The 20,020-nt window shown below is 64.9% G+C and carries 19 protein-coding genes; 11 read left to right on the top strand and 8 right to left on the bottom strand.

The features are described 5' to 3' along the window. The first annotated feature begins 257 nt into the window (after positions 1-257). Genes AB6N07_RS03390 through AB6N07_RS03400 form a run of 3 tightly spaced genes read left to right on the top strand, consistent with a single transcriptional unit; the run spans position 258 to position 3,739 of the window. Entirely contained in the window at positions 258-1,190 is a 933-nt protein-coding gene (locus tag AB6N07_RS03390) for a substrate-binding domain-containing protein (RefSeq protein WP_370676402.1), read from the top strand. Between the two features lie 57 nt (positions 1,191-1,247). Beyond that, positions 1,248-2,777, top strand: coding sequence for a sugar ABC transporter ATP-binding protein (locus tag AB6N07_RS03395; RefSeq protein WP_370676403.1), 1,530 nt, complete (start codon positions 1,248-1,250; stop codon positions 2,775-2,777). 11 nt (positions 2,778-2,788) lie between these two features. Continuing rightward, positions 2,789-3,739, top strand: coding sequence for an ABC transporter permease (locus tag AB6N07_RS03400; protein WP_370676404.1), 951 nt, complete (start codon positions 2,789-2,791; stop codon positions 3,737-3,739). A gap of 51 nt (positions 3,740-3,790) precedes the next feature. Here the strand turns inward: AB6N07_RS03400 and AB6N07_RS03405 are convergent, their stop codons facing one another. From AB6N07_RS03405 to AB6N07_RS03440, 8 genes are all read right to left on the bottom strand, one after another. Further along, positions 3,791-5,056 carry an AGE family epimerase/isomerase gene (locus tag AB6N07_RS03405; RefSeq protein WP_370676405.1) on the bottom strand — a complete coding sequence of 422 codons (1,266 nt, stop codon included), beginning with the start codon at positions 5,054-5,056 and terminating at the stop codon, positions 3,791-3,793. Positions 5,057-5,166: 110 nt separating this feature from the next. Next, positions 5,167-7,254, bottom strand: a complete 2,088-nt coding sequence (locus tag AB6N07_RS03410; RefSeq protein WP_370676406.1) for an alpha-galactosidase — start codon at positions 7,252-7,254, stop codon at positions 5,167-5,169. Positions 7,255-7,457: 203 nt separating this feature from the next. Next, complete coding sequence (locus AB6N07_RS03415; protein WP_370676407.1) at positions 7,458-8,378, bottom strand: metal ABC transporter substrate-binding protein; 921 nt, start codon at positions 8,376-8,378, stop codon at positions 7,458-7,460. Positions 8,379-8,537: 159 nt separating this feature from the next. Further along, complete coding sequence (locus AB6N07_RS03420; protein ID WP_370676408.1) at positions 8,538-8,765, bottom strand: sulfurtransferase TusA family protein; 228 nt, start codon at positions 8,763-8,765, stop codon at positions 8,538-8,540. A gap of 2 nt (positions 8,766-8,767) precedes the next feature. Beyond that, positions 8,768-8,932, bottom strand: coding sequence for a hypothetical protein (locus tag AB6N07_RS03425; protein WP_370676409.1), 165 nt, complete (start codon positions 8,930-8,932; stop codon positions 8,768-8,770). Positions 8,933-8,936: 4 nt separating this feature from the next. Next, positions 8,937-9,536, bottom strand: a complete 600-nt coding sequence (locus AB6N07_RS03430; protein WP_370676410.1) for an SCO family protein — start codon at positions 9,534-9,536, stop codon at positions 8,937-8,939. A gap of 182 nt (positions 9,537-9,718) precedes the next feature. Further along, positions 9,719-10,219: a disulfide bond formation protein B gene (locus AB6N07_RS03435; RefSeq protein WP_370676411.1), complete on the bottom strand. Its 501-nt coding sequence runs from the start codon at positions 10,217-10,219 to the stop codon at positions 9,719-9,721. Between the two features lie 349 nt (positions 10,220-10,568). Continuing rightward, positions 10,569-10,766, bottom strand: coding sequence for a DUF1674 domain-containing protein (locus tag AB6N07_RS03440; protein ID WP_370676412.1), 198 nt, complete (start codon positions 10,764-10,766; stop codon positions 10,569-10,571). A gap of 89 nt (positions 10,767-10,855) precedes the next feature. Here AB6N07_RS03440 and htpX point away from each other — a divergent pair, with 89 nt between their 5' ends. The 8 genes from htpX to AB6N07_RS03480 all read left to right on the top strand — a co-directional run bounded on the left by htpX (position 10,856) and on the right by AB6N07_RS03480 (position 20,018). Further along, positions 10,856-11,836 (top strand): zinc metalloprotease HtpX, encoded by a 981-nt coding sequence (htpX, locus tag AB6N07_RS03445; RefSeq protein WP_370676413.1) that lies wholly within the window; start codon positions 10,856-10,858, stop codon positions 11,834-11,836. Next, positions 11,833-13,272: an RsmB/NOP family class I SAM-dependent RNA methyltransferase gene (locus AB6N07_RS03450; RefSeq protein WP_370676414.1), complete on the top strand. Its 1,440-nt coding sequence runs from the start codon at positions 11,833-11,835 to the stop codon at positions 13,270-13,272. Before htpX ends, AB6N07_RS03450 begins: the two co-directional genes overlap by 4 nt. 249 nt (positions 13,273-13,521) lie before the next feature. Beyond that, on the top strand, positions 13,522-15,267 hold the full coding sequence (locus AB6N07_RS03455; protein WP_370676415.1) for a heparinase II/III family protein: 1,746 nt from the start codon (positions 13,522-13,524) through the stop codon (positions 15,265-15,267). 116 nt (positions 15,268-15,383) lie between these two features. Then, positions 15,384-16,973 carry a bifunctional phosphoribosylaminoimidazolecarboxamide formyltransferase/IMP cyclohydrolase gene (purH, locus tag AB6N07_RS03460; RefSeq protein ID WP_370676416.1) on the top strand — a complete coding sequence of 530 codons (1,590 nt, stop codon included), beginning with the start codon at positions 15,384-15,386 and terminating at the stop codon, positions 16,971-16,973. Between the two features lie 106 nt (positions 16,974-17,079). After that, entirely contained in the window at positions 17,080-17,367 is a 288-nt protein-coding gene (locus AB6N07_RS03465; RefSeq protein WP_370676417.1) for a PepSY domain-containing protein, read from the top strand. 4 nt (positions 17,368-17,371) lie between these two features. Next, entirely contained in the window at positions 17,372-17,920 is a 549-nt protein-coding gene (locus tag AB6N07_RS03470; RefSeq protein ID WP_370676418.1) for a cytochrome b/b6 domain-containing protein, read from the top strand. Further along, a complete protein-coding gene (locus AB6N07_RS03475; protein WP_370676419.1) occupies positions 17,920-18,621 on the top strand; it encodes a response regulator transcription factor in 702 nt (233 codons plus the stop codon). Before AB6N07_RS03470 ends, AB6N07_RS03475 begins: the two co-directional genes overlap by 1 nt. Continuing rightward, positions 18,618-20,018: a sensor histidine kinase gene (locus AB6N07_RS03480; protein ID WP_370676420.1), complete on the top strand. Its 1,401-nt coding sequence runs from the start codon at positions 18,618-18,620 to the stop codon at positions 20,016-20,018. Before AB6N07_RS03475 ends, AB6N07_RS03480 begins: the two co-directional genes overlap by 4 nt. The last annotated feature ends 2 nt before the right edge of the window (positions 20,019-20,020 follow it).

Consider the following 20,020-nt stretch of genomic DNA (forward strand, 5'->3'; position numbering starts at 1 on the left):
GGAATCCGAGAGGCGGAAATGCGCTGCCGAGATCATCACGCCGGGTCCTATCTGTCCATCGCGGTTTGTCTTCCGTCGAGCAAAAAACTCCACCTGGAGAGGTGCTTGGCCGCGCCGGCACGTTCGCGAACCGGCTGCGATGATCCGGCTTCGTGTTGAACGCGGCTCTTCTGACTGCTAACTGTTTTCAGGCCGGCGAGACGAACGAGGGCGCGCGCCTACGACGACCGGCCTCAGAGAAAATGGGGAACGCACACATGACAGTTTCGCTCCGCACGCGGCTTCCGGCCGCCGCGCTGTTTCTTTCCGCCGTGTTGGCGGCCGGCACCGCCGTGGCAGCCGGCAAGATCGCGGTGATCACGCCCTATCTCGCCCAGCCGGGCACCCAGTTCTATGTCGAGGCCTTCCAGGCGGCGGCCAAGGACAAGGCGTGGGACGTCAATGTCATCGACACCAAGGGCGATGTGGCCGCGGTCATCTCGCGCCTCGAGGACGCGGCGACGCAGAAGGTCGACGCGGTGGTGATCAATGTCGATCCGGCTCAGGTCGAGGCGGGTCTGGCCGCCGTCAAGGACGCCGGCATCCCGGTGGTCGGCATGGACGCCGGCGCCAGCCCCTATCTCGTCACCAACGTCACATCCAATGGCTATGCCATGGCGGCCGACACCGCCGCCTATGTCGCCAATCGGATCGGTGGCAAGGGCAACGTCGTGATGTTCGTGTTCGACGCCTTCCCACCGGTTCAGGTGCGCGGTGTGATCGCCGACGCCGTCTTCGGCAACAACCCCGACATCAAGGTGCTCGATCGGGTAACCCCCGACGTTTCGGACGGTGGCATTGCCGACAGCCGCGCCAAGATGGAGGCCCTGCTCGCCGCCCATCCCGACAAGGGGTCGATCTCGGCCGTCTGGGCGGCCTGGGATCAGCCGGCAATCGGCGCGCTGCAGGCAATCGAGGCGGCGGGCCGCCAGAACGAGGGCATCGTCATCACCGGCATCGACGCCAACCCGCAGGCGCGTGAAGCAATCGCCGCCGGTGGCAACTTCGAGGCGTCGATGGCGCAGGATTTTCATGGTATCGGCAAGGCCGCGGCCGAGGCCGTCGCCCAGACGCTAGCCGGCAAGCCGCCGAAATCGTCGGTCATCTATGTACCGACCAAGCTGATCACCGCCGACAACGTCAAGGATTGACGGCGTTCTGTAACGACGGATGGCGGCATTGCCGCCGTCCCGACCAGAGTTTTTCTCATGACGCTGCTTTCGATCCGCAATCTCGACAAGAGCTTCGCCGGCGCCCGGGCGCTCGGCGGCGCTTGCCTTGAGGTCCGGGCCGGCGAAGTACATGCCCTGATGGGCGAGAACGGCGCCGGAAAATCGACGTTGATCAAGGTTCTGGCCGGGGTGGTGAAGCCCGATGCCGGGGTGATCGAGATCGACGGCGCGTCGGTTGCCATCGCCTCGCCGGCCGATGCCCTCCGCCTCGGCCTGCGCTTCATTCACCAGGAACTGTCGGTGGTGCCGCACCTGTCGGTCGCCGAAAACATCTTCCTCGGCCGTGACTATCCGCGCCGCTGGCGCTTCATGATCGATTGGGATGGTCTCAACCGCGCGGCGGCCGCCGTGCTCGCCGGCCTCGGCGTCAGCCATATCAATCCGGCGCGCAAGATGGCCCGCCTGTCGATCGGCGACCAGATGCTGGTCAAGATCGCCACCGCCTTTCAGGACGCCAGTGTCGAGGGGGGCGTGCCGGCCCGCCTCTATGTGATGGACGAACCGACGGCGGCGCTATCGGCCGAGGAATCGCAACGCCTGTTCGCGGTGATTCGCCGGCTGCGAGCCGACGGCGCCGGCATCATCTACGTGTCGCATCGGCTTGATGAGGTGATGGAACTTGCCGACCGCCTCACGGTGCTGCGCGACGGCGCAACGGTAGCGACCCGCGACATCGCCGGTCTCCAGAAGATCGAGGTGATCGAGCTGATGATCGGCCGTCGGTTTGCCGAGGGCTACCCGCCTCGCCTCGCGCCGGTGTCCGACGCGGTCGCGCTCAGTGTCCAGCACCTGTCCACAGCTTATCTACAGGATGTGTCCTTCGAAGTGCACAGGGGCGAGATCCTTGGTCTGGCCGGACTCGAAGGCGCAGGACAGAGCGAGGTCATCCGGGCGATCGTCGGCGCCGACGGTGGTCATGATGGGGCCATCAGCCTCGCCGGCCGGCCGGTGAAGATCGACGAGCCGGTATCCGCTTGGGCCAAGGGGCTTGCGTTTCTGCCACGCGAGCGACGCCAGGAAGGGCTGGTGTCGTCGGCGTCGATTGCCGGCAACGTGTCGCTGCCTCATCTCGATGATCTCGTCCGCTTCGGCCTTGTCCTCGACCGCGCGGCGGAAGCCGAGCAGGCCGTGAAACTCGGCCGGCAGGTGAAGCTCAAGGCCAAGGGCCCCCGGCAGAAGGTGCGCGAGCTCTCCGGCGGCAATCAGCAGAAGGTGGTGTTCGCCCGGGCGATTGCCGGCCAGCCCGAGGTGTTGCTGCTCGACGAGCCGACGCGTGGTGTCGATGTCGGCGCCCGCTACGACATCCACGCCTTGCTGCGCGACCTGACGGCCGAGGGTAAAGCGGTGGTGCTTGCTTCGTCCGATCTGCCGGAACTCGTCTACATGGCCGACCGCGTCATCGTCTTCCGCGATGGCAAGGTGGCAATCACCGTTTCCACCGAGGGCCTCGACCAAGCTGGCCTTGCCGCCCTTTGCTTCGGCGCGCCGGCTGCGCCCTCCGCTTGAAGGAACCTCCCGTGGCTTCCGCGCTCAAGACCTACGGCACGCTGATTGGCTTTGTCCTCGTCGTCGTTTTCTTCTGGATCGAGATACCCGATACCTTCATGACGGCGAAGAACTGGCTGAACATCAGCCAGCAGGTGTCGATGCTGGCGGTGGTCGCCTTCACGATGACCATCGTCATGGTGATGGGCGATTTCGATCTGTCCGTCGGCTCGATGGCCTCGCTGGCCGGCATCGTGGCGGCGCTCGCCTTCCACGATGGCTATGGCGTGTGGGCCGGCGTGGCGCTGGCGCTCGTTATCGGTCTTGCCGGCGGGCTCCTCAACGGTGCGCTCGTCGCCTATGTCGGCATCCTGCCCTTCGTGGCAACGCTCGGCACGCTGACCATATACAGCGGCCTTGCCTTTCTGGTGTCCGGCGGCAAGACCATCTTCGGGCGCGATATTCCCGCCGGCTTTTCGGGCTTTGCCCGTTCCGGCATTCCGCTCTCGGATACGGTGAGCCTGCCGAGTTTGACGATTGTCGCGGCCTTGGTGCTTCTGGCCGTCTGGTTCGTGCTGGAGCAGACGACGTTCGGCCGCCGGCTTTACGCCATCGGCGGCAACAAGGAGGCGGCGCGCCTTGCCGGCATCCGGGTCAAGCGGTTGCGCTTTTTTGCCTTCGGGCTCAGCGGGCTCGGCGCGGCGACGGCCGGCCTGATGTATGCGAGCCGGGTGGCGTCCGCCAATCCGACGCAGGGCTCGGGCCTGATGCTCGACGCCATCGCCGCCGTCTTCCTCGGCATGACCATGAGCGAGGAGGGCGAACCGCATGTGCTGGCAACGCTCGTCGGTGTGCTGATCCTCGGCGTGCTCGGCAATGGCCTCACCCAGATGAGCATCGACAGCTATGTGCGCGAGGTGTTGATCGGCACGATCATCGTGCTGGCCGTCGCGACCTCGTCGATCGGCAAGGCGAGAAGCTGAGATGAAAACGCCGCCGGGGCAAGCCGACGGCGCTTCGCAGTTGTTGGATCTTCAGATCCGGACGCCATCGGTCATCAGGCCGCGTACCAGGCTGCCGGAGGTCGGCAGCAGCGGGATCAGGCAAGCCTGCACCGAATGATAGATATCGGGCCGGCCGTAGAACGGGTTGGTGGCCGGCCGGTTTTCCGCGTCGAGCTGCGGGATGAAGGCGCCGGTCGCCCGGTCGATCAGATGATCGGCGGTAAAGCCCCAGATGCGGCGGTACCATTCCTCATAGAAGGCATCGCCGGTAATCGACGCCAGGAAATGGGCGGCTCCAATACCCTCGCAGCAGGGCCACCAGAAGCGGTCGGGCACCGACGGCTTGCCGTCCCAGCCGACGGTGTAATAGAAGCCGCCGCGCTCACTGTCCCAACCTTCGCTGACGGCGAGGCGGAAGAGGCTCTTGGCTGCCTCCGGCAGCCAGCCGAGTTTGCGGCCGCCGAGCTCCCAGAGCTGGAGGAGAAGGCGCGCCCATTCCAGCCAGTGGCCAGGCGTCGAGCCGTAGGGCTTGAACATCGGGTTGCCGACATGCTCGAGCGTCACGTTCCATTGGCCGTCGAAATGCTCGGGCAGACGCCAGCTGTTGTGCGCGGCGAAGCGGTCGACGATCAACTCGGCGATGCTTACGGCTTTGCGAAGATAGGTGGTGTCGCTGGTCACCTCGAAGGCCGCCATCAGCGACTCGGTGAGGTGCATGTTGGAATTCTGGCCACGGTAGTCGCCGATCGGCTGCCAGTCGGCGGTGAATTCCTCGGCGACGGCACCCGGCTCCGCCTCCCAGAAGCGAGACACCAGGATTTCGGTGACGTCGGCGATCAGCCTTTCAGCGTCGGGATGGCCGGCTGCCTTCGCCGTGGCGCCGGCAAGCAGGACGTGGGCATGGCCGTAGGCTTGCTTGGTGGGGTCGGTCAACGTGCCGTAGCCGACGCCCCAGTGATAACCACCGTTCGTCGCGTCGCGGTGGCCATTCCAGAGGAAATCCATGCCTTGGTCGACGATGGCGTCGGCGCCTGGCCGGCCCATCAGCGAGGCGATGCCGAAGGCGTGCACGAGACGCGTGGTGATATGGAGGTTGCGCGATGGCGGCAGGCCACCATCGGCGCCCGGCGCCATCGGCCGTCCGGCCTCGTCGAGTTCAAAATAGCCACCCAGCGGATTGCGGCAGCCTGCTTCGAAGAAAGAAAAGAGCGCGTCGGCGCGGCCGAGCAGCCATAAACGATGGGGCGCGCGCTCAATCCAGCGGCTGCGCGCGGCGGATTTCATTTCCCTGAGCATGTCTTCTCCTCCCGGACGGCGGTGCGTCGGTTCCTTCTTTTTTAGCACCGCCAATCGCCGGGACAACTTCAGGAGATCACAGAGCTCAGCCTTTCGTTGGAAATGGTTGATTACTCGATCGGCCGCAGCTCGAGGAGAAGGGCGGTTTCTGGTTTTTGCATCGGCAATGGCAGGCCGGCGCTTGCCAGCGCCGCCGCGCTGAAGGTCATCTCACCAGAGATAAGCTTCATCTGGCCGTCGCTCACCCGGATGAACCCGGAGGGGCAATCACCGTGGGCGGCGGCGATCCGCCACATCCGTTCGGGCGCGCCCGGCAGGCGAAGAACCAGCGGTTCCGGCTGCTCGGCGATCATGGAGGGTCCCTGCGCCACGAAGACGGCGGCATGATCGGGCATCATGGCGCCCCAGACATAGCGGCCGTCGCGTGGGTCGAGGTTGAAATTGGCGCCCGGCGCGTGCAGCAGCGGCCTCAGGCGCTTGTGAAGCGCGATGAAGCCTGCGAGCTCCGTGCGTTCGGCGGCGCTCATGTCGAGCGGGTTCAGTTCGACGCCGAGGTGGTAGGCCATCGCCACCAGCGCGCGGAAGGTCAGCGACAGCGTCCGACCGCTCTGGTGGCTTGGGTTGGCCGAGACGTGGGCACCCATGATTTCCGGCGGCAGGAACAGGCTGGCACCGCGCTGGATCTCCAGCCGATCGAGGGCATCGGTGCAATCCGATGTCCAGACGCGTTGGGTGTTGGCCAGCGCGCCGTAATCGGTGCGGCCGCCACCGGAGGCGCAGCTCTCGATTTCGACATGCGGGAAGGCGGAACGGATGCGGGCCATCAGCGCATGCGTAGCGCGGGTCTGGGCGGTGGTCACGGCCCGACCATCGGCGCCACCGACATGCGTCAGGTCGCGGTTCATGTCCCATTTGATGTAGGAGATGGCGAGCGAGGACAGCACCGCCGACATCTTCTCGAACAGGTAGTCGGTGACCTCGCGCCGCGTGAGATCGAGCACCTGCTGATTGCGCGAGCGCAGGAAGGGGCGCCCTTCCACCTTCAGGGCCCAGTCGGGATGGGCGCGGTAGAGGTCGGACTCCTCGTTGACCATCTCCGGCTCGAACCAGATGCCGAACTGCATGCCGAGACCGGTCACATGGTCGACCAGAGGCTTCAGGCCATCGGGATACTTGCGCGGATCGACCGTCCAGTCGCCCAGCGACGTGGTGTCGTCGTCGCGGCGACCGAACCAGCCGTCGTCGAGGACAAAGCGCTCGATGCCCAAGGCAGCGGCGGCGTCGGCCTGGGCCTTGAGGGAGTCGAGGCGGTGGTCGAAGTAGTTGCCTTCCCAGGTGTTGAGCGTGACCGGGCGCGGGCTCATGCCGCCGCCCGGCCAGGACAGGATTTCCGACCGCGCGAAGGCGTGCAGCGCAGCGGCGTCCTCGGCGGCGTAGACGACGGGGCTTTGATAGCTCTCTCCACGGGACAGGCGAATTTCGCCCGGCTCGAACAGCGCGCCGAGATGGACGAGGCGACGACCATCATCGAGCGTATCGACGGCAACGAGATGGTTGCCGCTCCAGCCGAGGTGGAAGGCGAAGCGCGCCGCGCCAACCGAAAGGCCGAGGTAGGGCTGGCGGTCGTGACTGGTGCGTCCGCGCCGGCTCTCCTGCAGGGTGATGCCGGGCGCGAGGTGGTGGCGGCGAATTTGGAATTCCCGCCCCCACATGCCGGTGAATTGGGTGGCGGTGGCGGTGCCCGCCGGCACCAGGAAGCTGCCGGCCATGCAGCGATCGAGCGTGTAGAGGCCGTCTTTGGTCGAGGTGAGCCGGGTCGACAGGCCGAACACACCGGTCTCGCTCGCTTGGATGGAGATCTCGATATCGATGCCGGCGATGGCGTCGCTTGCCGCGAGAATGGTCTTCGCGCCGTCGTGGCGGACCGTCCATCCGGAAAAATCGAGGATAAAGTCACGTCCGTCGCGATGGCCGGAGATGGCCGGCCAGCCGAACGCGCCAAGACCGGTCACCGGCAGCAGCACCGCCGAGGGAACGTCGATGTCCATGCCGTTGATACGGCTCGAACGCGGCACGTCAGGCCAGAAGCCGGGCGCCGCCGCATCGCGGCCAAAGGCCAGGATTTCGGGCATGCCGCGATCGGGCAGCCCGAGGGCGAGCGAAAGCGGACCGGCGGAGAGGGTGGCGATGGACGGCATGGACAGATCCCGGTTCGTTGGTCGGGCGAGGGTGGGCACAGGATTCCCCCATGCTTTCCCATCGCGATCATTGAGCCGGTATAGTTCGTCCTTAGTCCGCCGTTCCAGTGGCATTTCTGGTGAATCGAGATTTTGAGCCGAGATTCCCTGCTATCAGCACGAAATTACTTGTTGGATCGCAATCCGCGTCACCGCCAGCAGTGTTACTGCTTCGGCGCGAGCGCCTCGGTGAGTGTGCCGATGTTGTGCCTGATCATGTCGACGTAGGTCGGCGCGGGGCCATCCTTTGCCGAGAGTGCGTCGGTGTAGAGTTCGCCGCCGACCACCGCCTTGGTCTCGGCGGCTATCTGATCGATGAGCCGGCGATCCTTGATGTTCTCGACGAAGATCGCGGGGATGGCGTCTTGGCGGATTTGCCGGATGAGGCGCGCGACGTCGGAAGCCGAGGCTTCGGATTCGGTGCTGACCCCCTCGGGGGCGAGAAGTTCGAGGCCATAGGCGGCGCCGAAATAGCCGAAGGCATCATGGCTGGTGATGATCTTGCGTCGATCGGCTGGCAGCGTCGACATGGCGGTGCGCGCCTCGGTGTCGAGCGCCTCCAGCTCGGCAATGTAGGCGGCGGCGTTGGCGTCGTAGATCGCCTTGCCCTCGGGGTCGGCGGCGTCGAGACCGGCGGCGACGTTCCTCACGTAGGTGACGGCGTTGGCAACGTCCTGCCAGGCGTGCGGGTCGACGCCTTGATGGTCGTGGCTGCTCGCCTCGGCGTCGCTATGGCCTTCTTCTTCGGCCATTTTTCGCGGGACGACGCCATCTGAAGCCACCGTGACCGGTCCTTTATAGCCCGAGGCTTCGGCAAGTCTGTCCATCCAGCCTTCAAAGCCGAGGCCGTTGACGACGAGAAGCTTGGCCGCCGCGACCGCTTTGACGTTGTCGGGGGTCGGCTCGTAGACGTGGGCGTCTCCATCGGGGCCGACCAGCGTGGTGACGGCGACCCGGTCACCGCCGACGCGGCCGACCATGTCGCCGAGGATGGAGAAGGAGGCGATCACCGGCAGCCGATCAGCGGCGCTGGCGGGGCCAGCCGCCAAGACGGCGAGAAGGCAAGCAAGAAGGAGGCGGCTCATCGGACTCTCTAGGTTATGTTATAACATAACTATGGTTGGGCCGGACCGACGGCCCTGTCAAGGGGCGACACAACCTATCCTATGTCCGTCTGGGAGAGGGTGGCAGTCGAAGCGCCAGTGCCGGAGATCGCTTGGATCTGGAGCTCCGATGGAAAACCTTTATCCCCTGGCGATCGTGAACCGCAGGATGGGGCCGTCCTTTTCCGTGGCCACCAGCTGGTGTCCCTGCTCGCGGCAGACATGGGGAATATCGATGGCCGCCATCGGATCGGTGGCCTCGACGATCACGAGGCTGCCAGACGCGAGCGCTCGTAGCGCCTTGGCTGTCCTCAGCGCCGGCAAAGGGCAGTTGAGCCCCTTGAGGTCGAGGTACAAAGGGGCGTCCATAATCACGGCAGGGCCGAACGGCAGAGATCGACGAAGGCGCGGAGGTTGTCCGATCCCGCCGACAGCGCCACACCGAATGCGATGACGGCCAATGGCAGGGCGACCGAAGCGAAATAATCGGACATCCGCGCGCCCTTGCTCTTTTGGCTCTCGCGTTGCTCTGGCATCGGCTCAGCTCCCGGCGATCAGCGTCTTCAGCTTCTGAAGCGCGCTGTCCTGATCTTCCATGTAGGCAATGGTGCCGTGGAAGCGACCATCGGCGCCGAACATGAAGCTCGATGCCGTATGATCCATGCCGTAGTCGCCATCGGTGCCGGGCACCTTGCGCGCGTAGACGCGGAAGGCCTTGATGGCGGCGTCGATCTGCTCGCGGCTGCCGGAGAGGCCGACGACGATATCGCCGAAGGACGACAGATAATCCTTCAGCACGGCGGGTGTGTCGCGCTCGGGATCAACGGTGACGAACAGCAAGTCGACCTTGGCGGCGTCCGTACCGAGCCGCTCCTTCAGGGCCGCGTATTCGCCGAGCGTGGTGGGGCAGACGTCGGGGCAGTGCGTATAGCCGAAGAAGATGACATGTGGCCGTCCGGCAAAGGTCTTGTCGGTCACGGCGTTGCCGTTCATGTCGACAAGGCTGAACGGGCCGCCGATGTCGGCCGCGGCGATACTGGTATTTTCCATGAAGGGAAGCCGGCCGCCGAATACCAGCCAGCCTGTGGCGCCGAACAGCACCGCCACCAGCACCCATACGATGATGCGCAGAGCTTTCACTTCTTCCCCCAACGTCGATAACCGACCCTAGATCAACATGCGTTCTGACGAACGCAAATCGTTGCTCTAGGTCTTTGTTGTCGCATTGTTTTGCGGAAAACCGGCTTCCACTTTTCCGCACAATGCCCTAGCGAAGAACGCCCATCGGTGAAATGCCATTCTTGCCGACGCCGAGCTGTCCGTCAGATCAGTGCGTTGCGACGAGCGAAGATGCCGCGCCAGCTCATGATGCCGACGAATATCATCGACAGCGTGTCCCAGCCGGCAAACGACAGGCCGAACAGGCTGATCGTGGCTTCCGAACAAGAAACCAGCCGGGTGCCTTTCACCGCTGCCATCAGATCGGCGGCGCTGTTGACCACGGTCGGCGTGCCGCCGCAGTCGGACGGGCCTTCCCATAGCTTCCACTCGGCGCCGGTATGATAGCCGGCGAGCACCGAACCGCACAAGAAAATGGCGCCGCCAACGAAATAGAGAAGGCGAGCAAGGCGTGGCATGCGTTTGGACAGGAGAAGGCCGACGAACAGGATCGGCAGGCCGGCATAATAGAAAAGGCGCTCTTCAAGGCAAAGCTTGCACGGCAGGTAGCCGCCGATGATTTGGAAGCCCCAGGCAGCGATAATGGCCAGAAGGCCAGCCAGAAACGCAAGGCCGGGAGCACGAATTGCGGCGGGAGCGGACATGGAAACACCTGATCGTCGAGTGAGGCGAGTCCGGCCTAACAGCTTGGGGCGAGCCACGCAATCGGCGATTGGACATCTCTGATACACGGCAAATGGCAGCCGATTGCTCGTTTGCCACACGTATAAAGCAAGCCAGTGGGGGAGCGCCCCCGGCCGCGCCTAAAAGGCGCAACACATGCAAAACGAATTCCGGGGGGCTGGGGGGCTGGATTGAGCCGGAACCCGTCCGCAGCGTCATTGCCGGGGGACGAAGACATCCTGCTGGCCTCCCTTGGCGGCTCCAAGGCGGGATTGGGGCCAAACTGTGAAGATGATCAGAGCTTCGTGATATTCGAGTGATGGTCGCGTCTCAGAAGTCGGCGGCGATGCCCTTTACCTCCCAATCGCCGTAGCGGCTCGGTTCGGGGCCGTTTCGGCCGCCGATCTCCTTCGGCCGGCTTTCGATGGCGGCGCGGCGGCGCTCCTCCGCCTCGGCCAGTGCGCGCCGAGCGGCGGGCGAAAGCACCTTTTCAGGCTGAGGGCTGGGTTTATCGGCGGTGTCGGTCATGCCAGCATCCTTGATGGCAGAGGGGAGACATACCATCTTGTTGTACTGAAAATCTGGCTCAGTTTAACAGCCGGAGACCGGAAGGACAGATGAATTTCTTCAAGACCTCCCTCCTCCTCGCCGCCATGACGGCGATCTTCATGACCGCCGGCTATCTGATCGGCGGCCAGGGCGGCATGCTGATTGCGCTGGTGGTCGCCGCCGGCATGAATCTCTTCTCCTACTGGAACGCCGACAAGATGGTGCTGGCCATGCACCATGCTCGTCGCGTCGATCGGGCGGGTGCCCCGGAGTATTACGGGATCGTCGAGCGTCTTGCCGCCAACGCCGGCCTGCCGATGCCGGCCGTCTACGTCGTCGATAATCCGCAGCCGAACGCCTTTGCCACTGGCCGCGATCCGGAGCACGCCGCCGTCGCCGCCACGACCGGCCTCTTGCAGATGCTCGACCGTGACGAGATCGCCGGTGTGATGGCGCATGAACTTTCCCATGTCCAGAATCGCGACACGCTGATCATGACGGTGACGGCGACGATCGCCGGCGCCATTTCCATGCTGGCCAATTTCGGCTTGTTCTTCGGCTCGATGGGCCGCAACAGCGACAACCGGAGCCCACTCGGCGGCATCGGCGTGTTGCTCGCTGCCATTGTCGCGCCGCTCGCCGCCATGCTGGTACAGATGGCGATTTCGCGGACTCGCGAATATGCCGCCGACCGGCGTGGCGCCGAAATCTCCGGCAATCCGCTGGCGCTCGCGTCGGCTCTCGACAAGATTGCCGGCGCTGCCCATCGCGTGCCGAACATGACAGCGGAGCAAAATCCTGCTACGGCGCATCTGTTCATCATCAATCCGCTGTCTGGCACCAGGATGGACAACCTGTTTTCGACCCACCCGGACACCGACAACCGCATCCGCGCCCTGATGGCGATGGCGGATGACGGCGGTTTCCGGCGACCTGTTTCCGAGCCCGTGGCAGATGGTCCCTGGACCGCGCCGCGTCGTTCTCGGAGCGGCCCGTGGGGTGGGAGTGGTTCCGCCGGACGGCCTTCGAACCGTGGACCGTGGGGATGACCGCAGACAACAATGGCCGCAAGGGCGGCGGAAAAGCCGGCAATGGATTCAGGCCGGCACGTCCCCAGGATGGCCAGAAGGGCGCGTTCAAAGGCGCGCGTCCGCCGCAGGCTGGCCGTCGTCCGCCGAGGCCGCAAGGCATTGAAGCGCGTGCCGTCGCCGTGGAACTGGTGGCCGGCGTCCAGAAAGGCAAACTTCTCGACGCTTTGCTCGATCAGGGCGCCGCGGCAGAGCGCTATCAGCGCCTTGATCCGCGCGACCGGGGCCTTGCTCGTGCCATCGTCGGCTACGCGCTGCGCCGCAACGGCCAGATCAACGATGCGGTCGGCCGCTTTCTGACGCGGCCGCTACCCGACGATGCCGGTACGCTCAAGGCGGTGATCGCCGTGTCGGCCGCTCAAATCATGTTCATGGATGCCGCCGACCATGCCGCCGTTGCGCTTGGTGTCGAGCTTGCCGGCATCGACAAGGCGGCCGCGCCCTTCAAGGGTGTGGTCAATGCCGTGCTGCGTCGCGTCTCCGAGAACAAGGCGGCCATCCTCGCCGAGCAGGATGCCGTCGCTCTCAACACGCCCGAGTGGCTGATGGAGCGTTGGAGCGCCAATTATGGGGCCGACGTCGCTCGCGATATCGCCGCCATGAACGCTTTCGAGCCGACCCTCGACCTCACCGTGAAGTCGGATCCCGACGGTTGGGCTGCCCGCCTTGGTGGCGTCAAGCTGCCCAACGGCTCGGTGCGCCTTCCCGTCACCGGCGCCGTCGAGAAGATCGACGGCTATGAAGAGGGTGGTTGGTGGGTGCAGGACGCCGCGGCTACGCTGCCGGTCCACTTGCTTGGCGATGTCAAAGGCAAGAAGGTTGTCGATCTCTGCGCGGCTCCCGGCGGCAAGACCGCCCAGCTCGCCGCGCTCGGTGCCAACGTCACCGCTCTCGACGTGTCCTATCACCGCCTGCAGCGTCTCGAGCGCAATCTCCGCCGGCTGGGTCTCAAGGCGGACCTCATCAAGGCCGACGCCACCGAATGGCTTGGCGGCACCTTCGACATGGTGTTGCTCGACGCGCCGTGCACGGCAACCGGCACGCTACGCCGCCACCCCGACGGCGCGGTGAGCAAGAAGCTGGCCGACGTCGCCTCGCTGGCCGCGATACAACGCCGGTTGATTGATCAGGCGATCCGCTTGCTGAGGCCGGGCGGGCTGATCGTCTTTTCCACCTGCTCGCTGGAGCCGGAGGAGGGCCCCGATCAGATCCGCCGCCTCAGGCTGATCGAAGCGCCGCTCGACGTGGTGCCGGTGACGGCGGACGAGGTGTTCGGTTTGGAGGAAATCGTCACGCCGGACGGCTTTATCCGCACGCTGCCGTCACACCTCAAGCTGGAAGATCCCAGGATGTCCGGCCTCGACGGTTTCTTCGCCGCGCGGTTGCGCCGTCAGTGAAAGCGGAATGCAAGGCTGGGGCGTTTCCGCGTTCATGAACTGCGGAAGCGCCCTATCTTATTGAAGAAAAGAGATTTCTTCGGGCGAGCCGATATCTGCCCCGCTCGGAAATGCCGCATCTGTCGATAAAATTGATCGGCTCCGCATACCAGTTGGTAACCAAGCCGGGCGTCTCATGCCGTGATGAGCGCCTCCGGTCCCGCCGGAGGGCGAGTGATTCTTGCTCCAGCACCGAAAGGGGGCCTGACGATGCGCGCACAAGTCGCCGGCACGGCCCGGCTGGTGCTGTTCGCCAGCGAACTGGCCCTGCGCCGGTTCGTTCTGGCGCTTGAGCGTGGCCCCTTCTCGCGCTGGCGTTGGCCTGGATCGACACCCGAGCGGCTGGTCATCGCGCCGCAGGATATTCGCACGACCGACCCGACGGTCGCCGCCGACATCTACGCCGGTCTCTATGCCTTTGCGGGCAAGATGGTCGAGACGGGCGGCCGATCCCCCTTCGACATGCCGTCGCCATCGCAGGAATGGACGCGGGCGTTGCACGGCTTTTCCTGGCTGAGGCATCTCAGGGCGGCCGAGAACGCGCTCGCCCGCCAGAACGCGCGGGCTCTGGTGGCCGACTGGATCGCCCAGGAGACACACGCGCCGCCGGAGGCCTACGAGACCGAGAACATGGCCCGGCGGGTAATCGCCTGGATCACCCAGTCGCCGCTGATCCTCAAAGATGCCGACCGTGCCTTTTACCGTCGTTTCCTGCGTTCGCTGGTCCGGCAGGTGCGCCGGCTGCGTGGCCGTCAGAGCGACGCCGTGGACGGCTATCCGCGCCTGCTTGCCGCCGTGGCCGTCGGGGTGTTTGCCCTGTCGGCCGACAACCAGGGCCGGCTCGCTCGGCAGGCTGGTCTGCGGCTCGAGCAGGAACTCCGGCGCCAGATCCTACCGGACGGCGGTCACATCAGCCGCGACCCATCGGTGATCGCCGACCTCCTGACCGATCTCCTGCCGCTGCGTCAGGCCTATTCCAACCGTGGCGTCAACCCGCCGCAAGCGTTGATCGTGGCCATCGACCGCATGATGCCGATGCTGCGCTTCTTCCGTCATTCGGATGGCAGCCTGCCGCATTTCAACGGCATGAGCGTCAGCCACGCCGGCCAGCTTGCCACTCTCAACGCATACGACGACACGCACGGGCGGCCGGTGGAGAACGCCAGCCATTCCGGTTATCAGCGGCTGGAAGCCGGTGGCACGGTGGTCTTGATGGACGCCGGCCCCATTCCCCCGGTTGGCGTCAGCCAGAAAGCGCATGCCGGCTGCCTTTCCTTCGAGATGTCGAGCGGTTCCAACCGCTTCATCGTCAATTGCGGCGCGGCTGACGATCTGCGCTGGCATTCGGCTGCCCGCTCGACGCCGGCTCATTCGACGCTGTCGCTCGAAGATATTTCTTCCGGTGTCTTCCTCGATACGCCGCGACTCGTCCGCCGGCTCGGCCCGGTGATGATCGATGGTCCGCGCAATGTGCCGGTGGCTCGCGAGGACCGAGACGATGTCATCGCGCTGGTGGCCAGCCACGACGGTTATGCCCACCGTTTCGGTGTCATCCACGAGCGTCGGTTCGTCCTGCGCATCGATGGTGGCGAGATCGTCGGCTCCGACCGGATGACCTTCGTCGGCCGCAAGCCGCGCCACGATCGCTTCGCCATCCGCTTCCATCTGCATCCGCTGGTCCGGGCCAGCCGCACCGCCGGCGGCGATGTACTGCTCGTTGCGCCGGACGGAGAAGCGTGGACCTTCACCTGCGGCCTGATCGCTCCCGAACTCGAGGACAGCGTCTTTCTGTCCGATACGCTGGGTCGCCGCAAAAGCCTGCAGATCGTGCTGCCGGGGCGGGCGCGGGTGACACCGGAGGTCGCCTGGGCGATGACCCGGACGGCCGAAGGGCAGCGTGGCCGGTCGCGTGGTCGTGACGCTCGGCCCGGTCCGGATCTGTTCGCCAGCACCTGATCGCCAGTTTTCGCCGTAGAAAGCGGCGATTAGCGACCCAAATCGATTGGGCGCGGGTTCCGCGCGGCGACCTTTCGTGCTATCGCGCGGCCATCCCCATTCCCGGAGACATCCTCATGGCTGGCCATCCCGATCGCGTCGCCCCCAAGCGCGCGCTGCTTTCCGTTTCCGACAAGACGGGCCTCGTCGAGCTCGCCCGTGCCCTCGCGGACCGTGGCGTCGAGCTCCTGACCACCGGCGGCTCAAAGAGGCTGCTGAGCGAGGCCGGCATTCCCGTCACGGAAGTGGCCGATTTCACCGGCTTCCCCGAGATCATGGACGGTCGCGTCAAGACACTGCATCCCAAGGTGCATGGCGGCCTTCTCGCCGTTCGGGACGACGCAGGCCACAAGCAGGCGATGGCCGATCACGGCATCCTTCCGATCGACATCCTGGTGGTCAATCTCTACCCGTTCGAGGAGACGATTGCGCGCGGTGCCGGCTATGACGAGACCATCGAGAACATCGATATCGGTGGCCCGGCGATGATCCGCGCCGCCTCCAAGAACCATGCCTACGTCACGGTTCTGGTCGAGCCGGCCGACTATGAGGCGGTGATCGTCGAGATGGACCAGGGGGGCGTCACCTTCGAGACCCGCCGCCGTCTCGCCGCCAAGGCCTATGCGCGCACCGGCGCCTATGACGCGGCGATTTCCGGTTGGTTCGCCAGCGTGCTCGGCGGCAAGACCGGCGATTTCGTCGCCATCGGCGGCAAGCTTGCCGAGGACATGCGCTACGGCGAGAATCCGCACCAGTGGGCCTGTTTCTACCGCTCGACGGAAATCCGCCCCGGCGTTTCCACGGCGACGCAGCTGCAGGGCAAGGTGCTGAGCTACAACAACATCAACGACACCGACGCCGCTTTCGAGCTGGTGGCCGAGTTCGATCGGGCGGTACCGGCCGTCGCCATCATCAAGCACGCCAATCCCTGTGGCGTTGCCACTGGTGCGACGCTTCTTGAAGCCTATACCAAGGCGCATCGCTGCGACCCGGTCTCGGCCTATGGCGGCATCGTGGCGCTGAACGGCACGCTCGACGCCGATACGGCCAAGAAGATCGTTGAGATATTCACCGAGGTGATCATTGCGCCCTCGGCCACCGACGAAGCGATCGCCATCGTCGGTGCCAAGAAGAACCTGCGTCTCCTGGTCACCGGCGGGTTGCCCGATCCGAAGGCGCCCGGCATCACGGCCAAGACGGTGGCCGGCGGCCTGTTGGTCCAGTCGCGCGACAACGGCGTGGTTACCGCCGCCGACCTCAAGGTGGTGACCAAGCGGGCGCCGACGGAAACCGAACTTGCCGACCTCCTGCTGGCTTTCAAGGTTTGCAAGCACGTCAAATCCAACGCCATTGTCTACGTGAAGGACGGCGCGACCGCCGGCATTGGCGCCGGCCAGATGAACCGCGTCGATTCCTCGCGCATCGCCGCCATTCGTGCTGGCGAAGCGGCTGAGACGGCTGGGCTTACGGAATCGCTTGCCAAGGGTTCAGTGGTCGCCTCCGATGCCTTCTTCCCCTTCGCCGACGGCCTTGAATCGGCGATTGCCGCTGGTGCGACCGCCGCCATCCAGCCGGGTGGTTCCATCCACGACGCCGAGGTGATTGCCGCCGCCGACAAGGCCGGCATCGCCATGGTGTTCACCGGCATGCGGCACTTCCGGCACTAAGGTGAAGGGCAATCCGCTGTTCTGACAGGTGCTCGACAGGTTTCTCGACCCATGGTGAGCGGGCCGGCGCGATCAACGTGTCGGCCCGTTTTTCGAGGAACCACGCATGAAGACCGCTTTGATCGCCGCCGCTTTCGCTGTCATGCTCACCCCTATCGCCGCTTTCGCCGATGATGAGAACGCCAAGTGCACCGATGCTGCCAAGGACACCTGGCTCACCATCGATGCCATCAAGGCCAAGGCCGAGGCCGCCGGTTACAGCAAGATCAAAAAGGTGAAGGTGGAAGGTAGCTGCTACGAGGTTTACGCCTTCGACAAGAATGGCAAGAAGGCTGAAGTGCTGTTCAATCCGTCCACCGGCGAGAAGGCCGGCGACGAGGCGGGCCAGAACTGACACCATGGCCGATGCGTCCGCTGGCGGCAGTACGCCGCCGCGGACGGTCCGGGTCTGGGATCCGGTCGTCCGCTTGTTTCACTGGACGGTGGTTGTTGCCGTCTCCCTAAATCTCTTCATTCTCAAGCCAGGCCGGCTTTATCATCGCTACGCCGGTTATGTGGTGATCGCCGCGGTGCTCATTCGGCTCGTCTGGGGCTTCGTCGGCACCCGCCACGCGCGCTTTGCCGATTTCTTCCCGACACCGTCGCGCCTTGTTCCCTATTTGAAGGCGCTTGTCCGAGGCGAGGAGCCACGTCATATCGGTCACAACCCGGCCGCCGCGGTCATGATGCTGGCCCTCATGGGCTTGCTTCTGGCAACGGGTATCACCGGTTGGATGACCACGCTCGACGCCTTCTGGGGAGAAGACTGGCTTGAGGAGTTGCATGGCGGCTTTGCCAACGCCATCATGGTGCTGGCGCTGGTCCATGCGGCCGCCGCCATCATTGAAAGCCTCCGCCACCGTGAAAATCTGGTCTGGTCGATGGTGACGGGCAGAAAGCGCTCCTGATGCGTCTTCTTCTCGTCGAGGATAGTGCCCGCCTCGCCGCGCTGCTTGCAGAAGCCGTGCGCGAGGCCGGCTGGCGTCTCGACGCTGTCAGTACCTTTGCCGACGCGGAAGCGGCTATCGCAGCGACCGAATTCGACCTGATCCTGCTCGATCTGGGGCTGCCGGACGGTGATGGGCTGGATCTGCTGCGGGCCATTCGTCGCGCCGCCGACGTGACGCCGGTGCTGATTATTACCGCTCGCGGCACTGTCGAGGAACGCATTGCCGGCCTCGATGCCGGCGCCGACGATTATTTGGTCAAGCCTTTTCATCACCGCGAGTTTCTGGCGCGTTGCCGGGCCATGCTGCGGCGGTCGCCGACGGCGTTGCAGCCGGTGCTGGTCGCCGGTCAGTTGGCCTATGATCCTGCAACCGCCCTGCTGACCGTCGACGGCGAAATCATTGCGTTGCCGCCGCGCGAGCGGGCGCTTTGCGAAGCGCTGATGCGCGATGTCGGCCGCCTGGTACCACGCCGTCGGCTGGAAACCACGCTGTCGGACTATGACAGCGAACTGACCACCAACGCGCTCGATCTTGCGGTCTCTCGGTTGCGCAAGCGGCTTGAAGGCTGCGAAAGCAGGGTCGAGATCGCCACGGTGCGCGGCCTCGGCTACCTGATGCGGGAGTGCCTTGACGTCGATTCCGGCGAGGAGACGTCATGAGCGGACGTCGCCGCAAGCGGCTTGCCGGGCTGGTGGCCCGCCGCATTCTGATTTTCGCGCTGCTGGCCATGCTGCTGCAAGTGGCCCAAATCTTCGCCCGCTATTGGTTCGACGACGCAGAACTCGGCTATATCCTGGTCGAACGCGAGACCGCGGCGATCGCCGCTTCCATCCACCGCGTGGCCGGTGCTCTCAAGATCGATCCGGCAGCGCCGGTTCTTCATCGCTACAGTGGCATTGCCGACGAGGCCGATGAGGCCGGCTTTGCCCATGACGATGCCAATCTCGCCGACCACCTGCCGCCGGCCACTTTCGTGCGTATCGCCACCGAGGACGGGCAGTCCGTCTATTCCAACTGTGGCGAAGAGTGCCAAGAGCACTTCCTTCCGGCGTTGGATAACACACCGGATTTCTGGCAGCGAACGATCGAGCCGGGCAAACCGCTCAGCGTCGCCGGGGGGCGTGCCTTCGTCATCGATGGCGAGCGGGTGATCGTCGACGTTGCCGTTCTGCACGATCCCGATGATTTCCTCGCCTCGATTCTGACGGGCGAGATCATCGATCATATGCTGGTGCCGATGGGATTGATGCTGGCGCTGACGATCGGTGCCACCATCCTGTCGATCAGCGCGGCGCTGCGTCCCGTGACGGCGGCGGCCCGAGCGGCCGATGCCATCGATCCTCGTTCTCCGTCCCCCTTGGCAATTGATGACGCCATGCCCGCGGAGATCGTGGGTCTCGTCGAGGCGATCAACCGGCTGTTCGCTCGGACCGCCGAGATGGTTTCGGCACAGAAGGTGTTCTCGGCCGCCGTTGCCCATGAGATCCGAACACCGCTCGCCGTGCTGCGACTTGAACTCGACCGGATCGCCGATCCGCGCGCCCGACGGGCCGAGGCCGATATCGAGCGTCTGTCGCATATCCTCGAGCAATTGACGGCCCTTGCTCGTCTCGATGTCGTCGATGACGCCGCCTTCGTCTCGACAGACCTCGCCGATCTTGCCGCCGATGTCGTGTCCGACATGGCGCCTCTGGTCATCGACCGGGGCGCGAGCATCGCCTTCGAAGGCGATGGTCCTGTGAGGGTGAGATTGGTACCTTCGCTGATACAGAACGTCGTGAGAAATCTGATAGAGAACTGCCTCAAGCACGCTGGCCGTGGCGTCGATATCGTCGTAGCGGTTGGTGAGGATGGCAGTCTGACTGTCGCCGACAACGGCTCAGGTTTTGTTCCTTGCGAGGTGCAGGGTGAATTCGGTCGTGTAAAAGCGTCGGGGTCGCTCGGCCTTGGCCTTACCATCGTCGAGCGGATCGCCAAGCTGCACGATGCCGCGCTTTCCATCCGCTCTCGTCCGGGTGAAGGGTGCCGGGTCCACTTCGCTTTCGCCCATCTATGAGG

It is taken from the genome of Pleomorphomonas sp. PLEO (assembly GCF_041320595.1).
Taxonomy (GTDB): Bacteria; Pseudomonadota; Alphaproteobacteria; order Rhizobiales; family Pleomorphomonadaceae; genus Pleomorphomonas.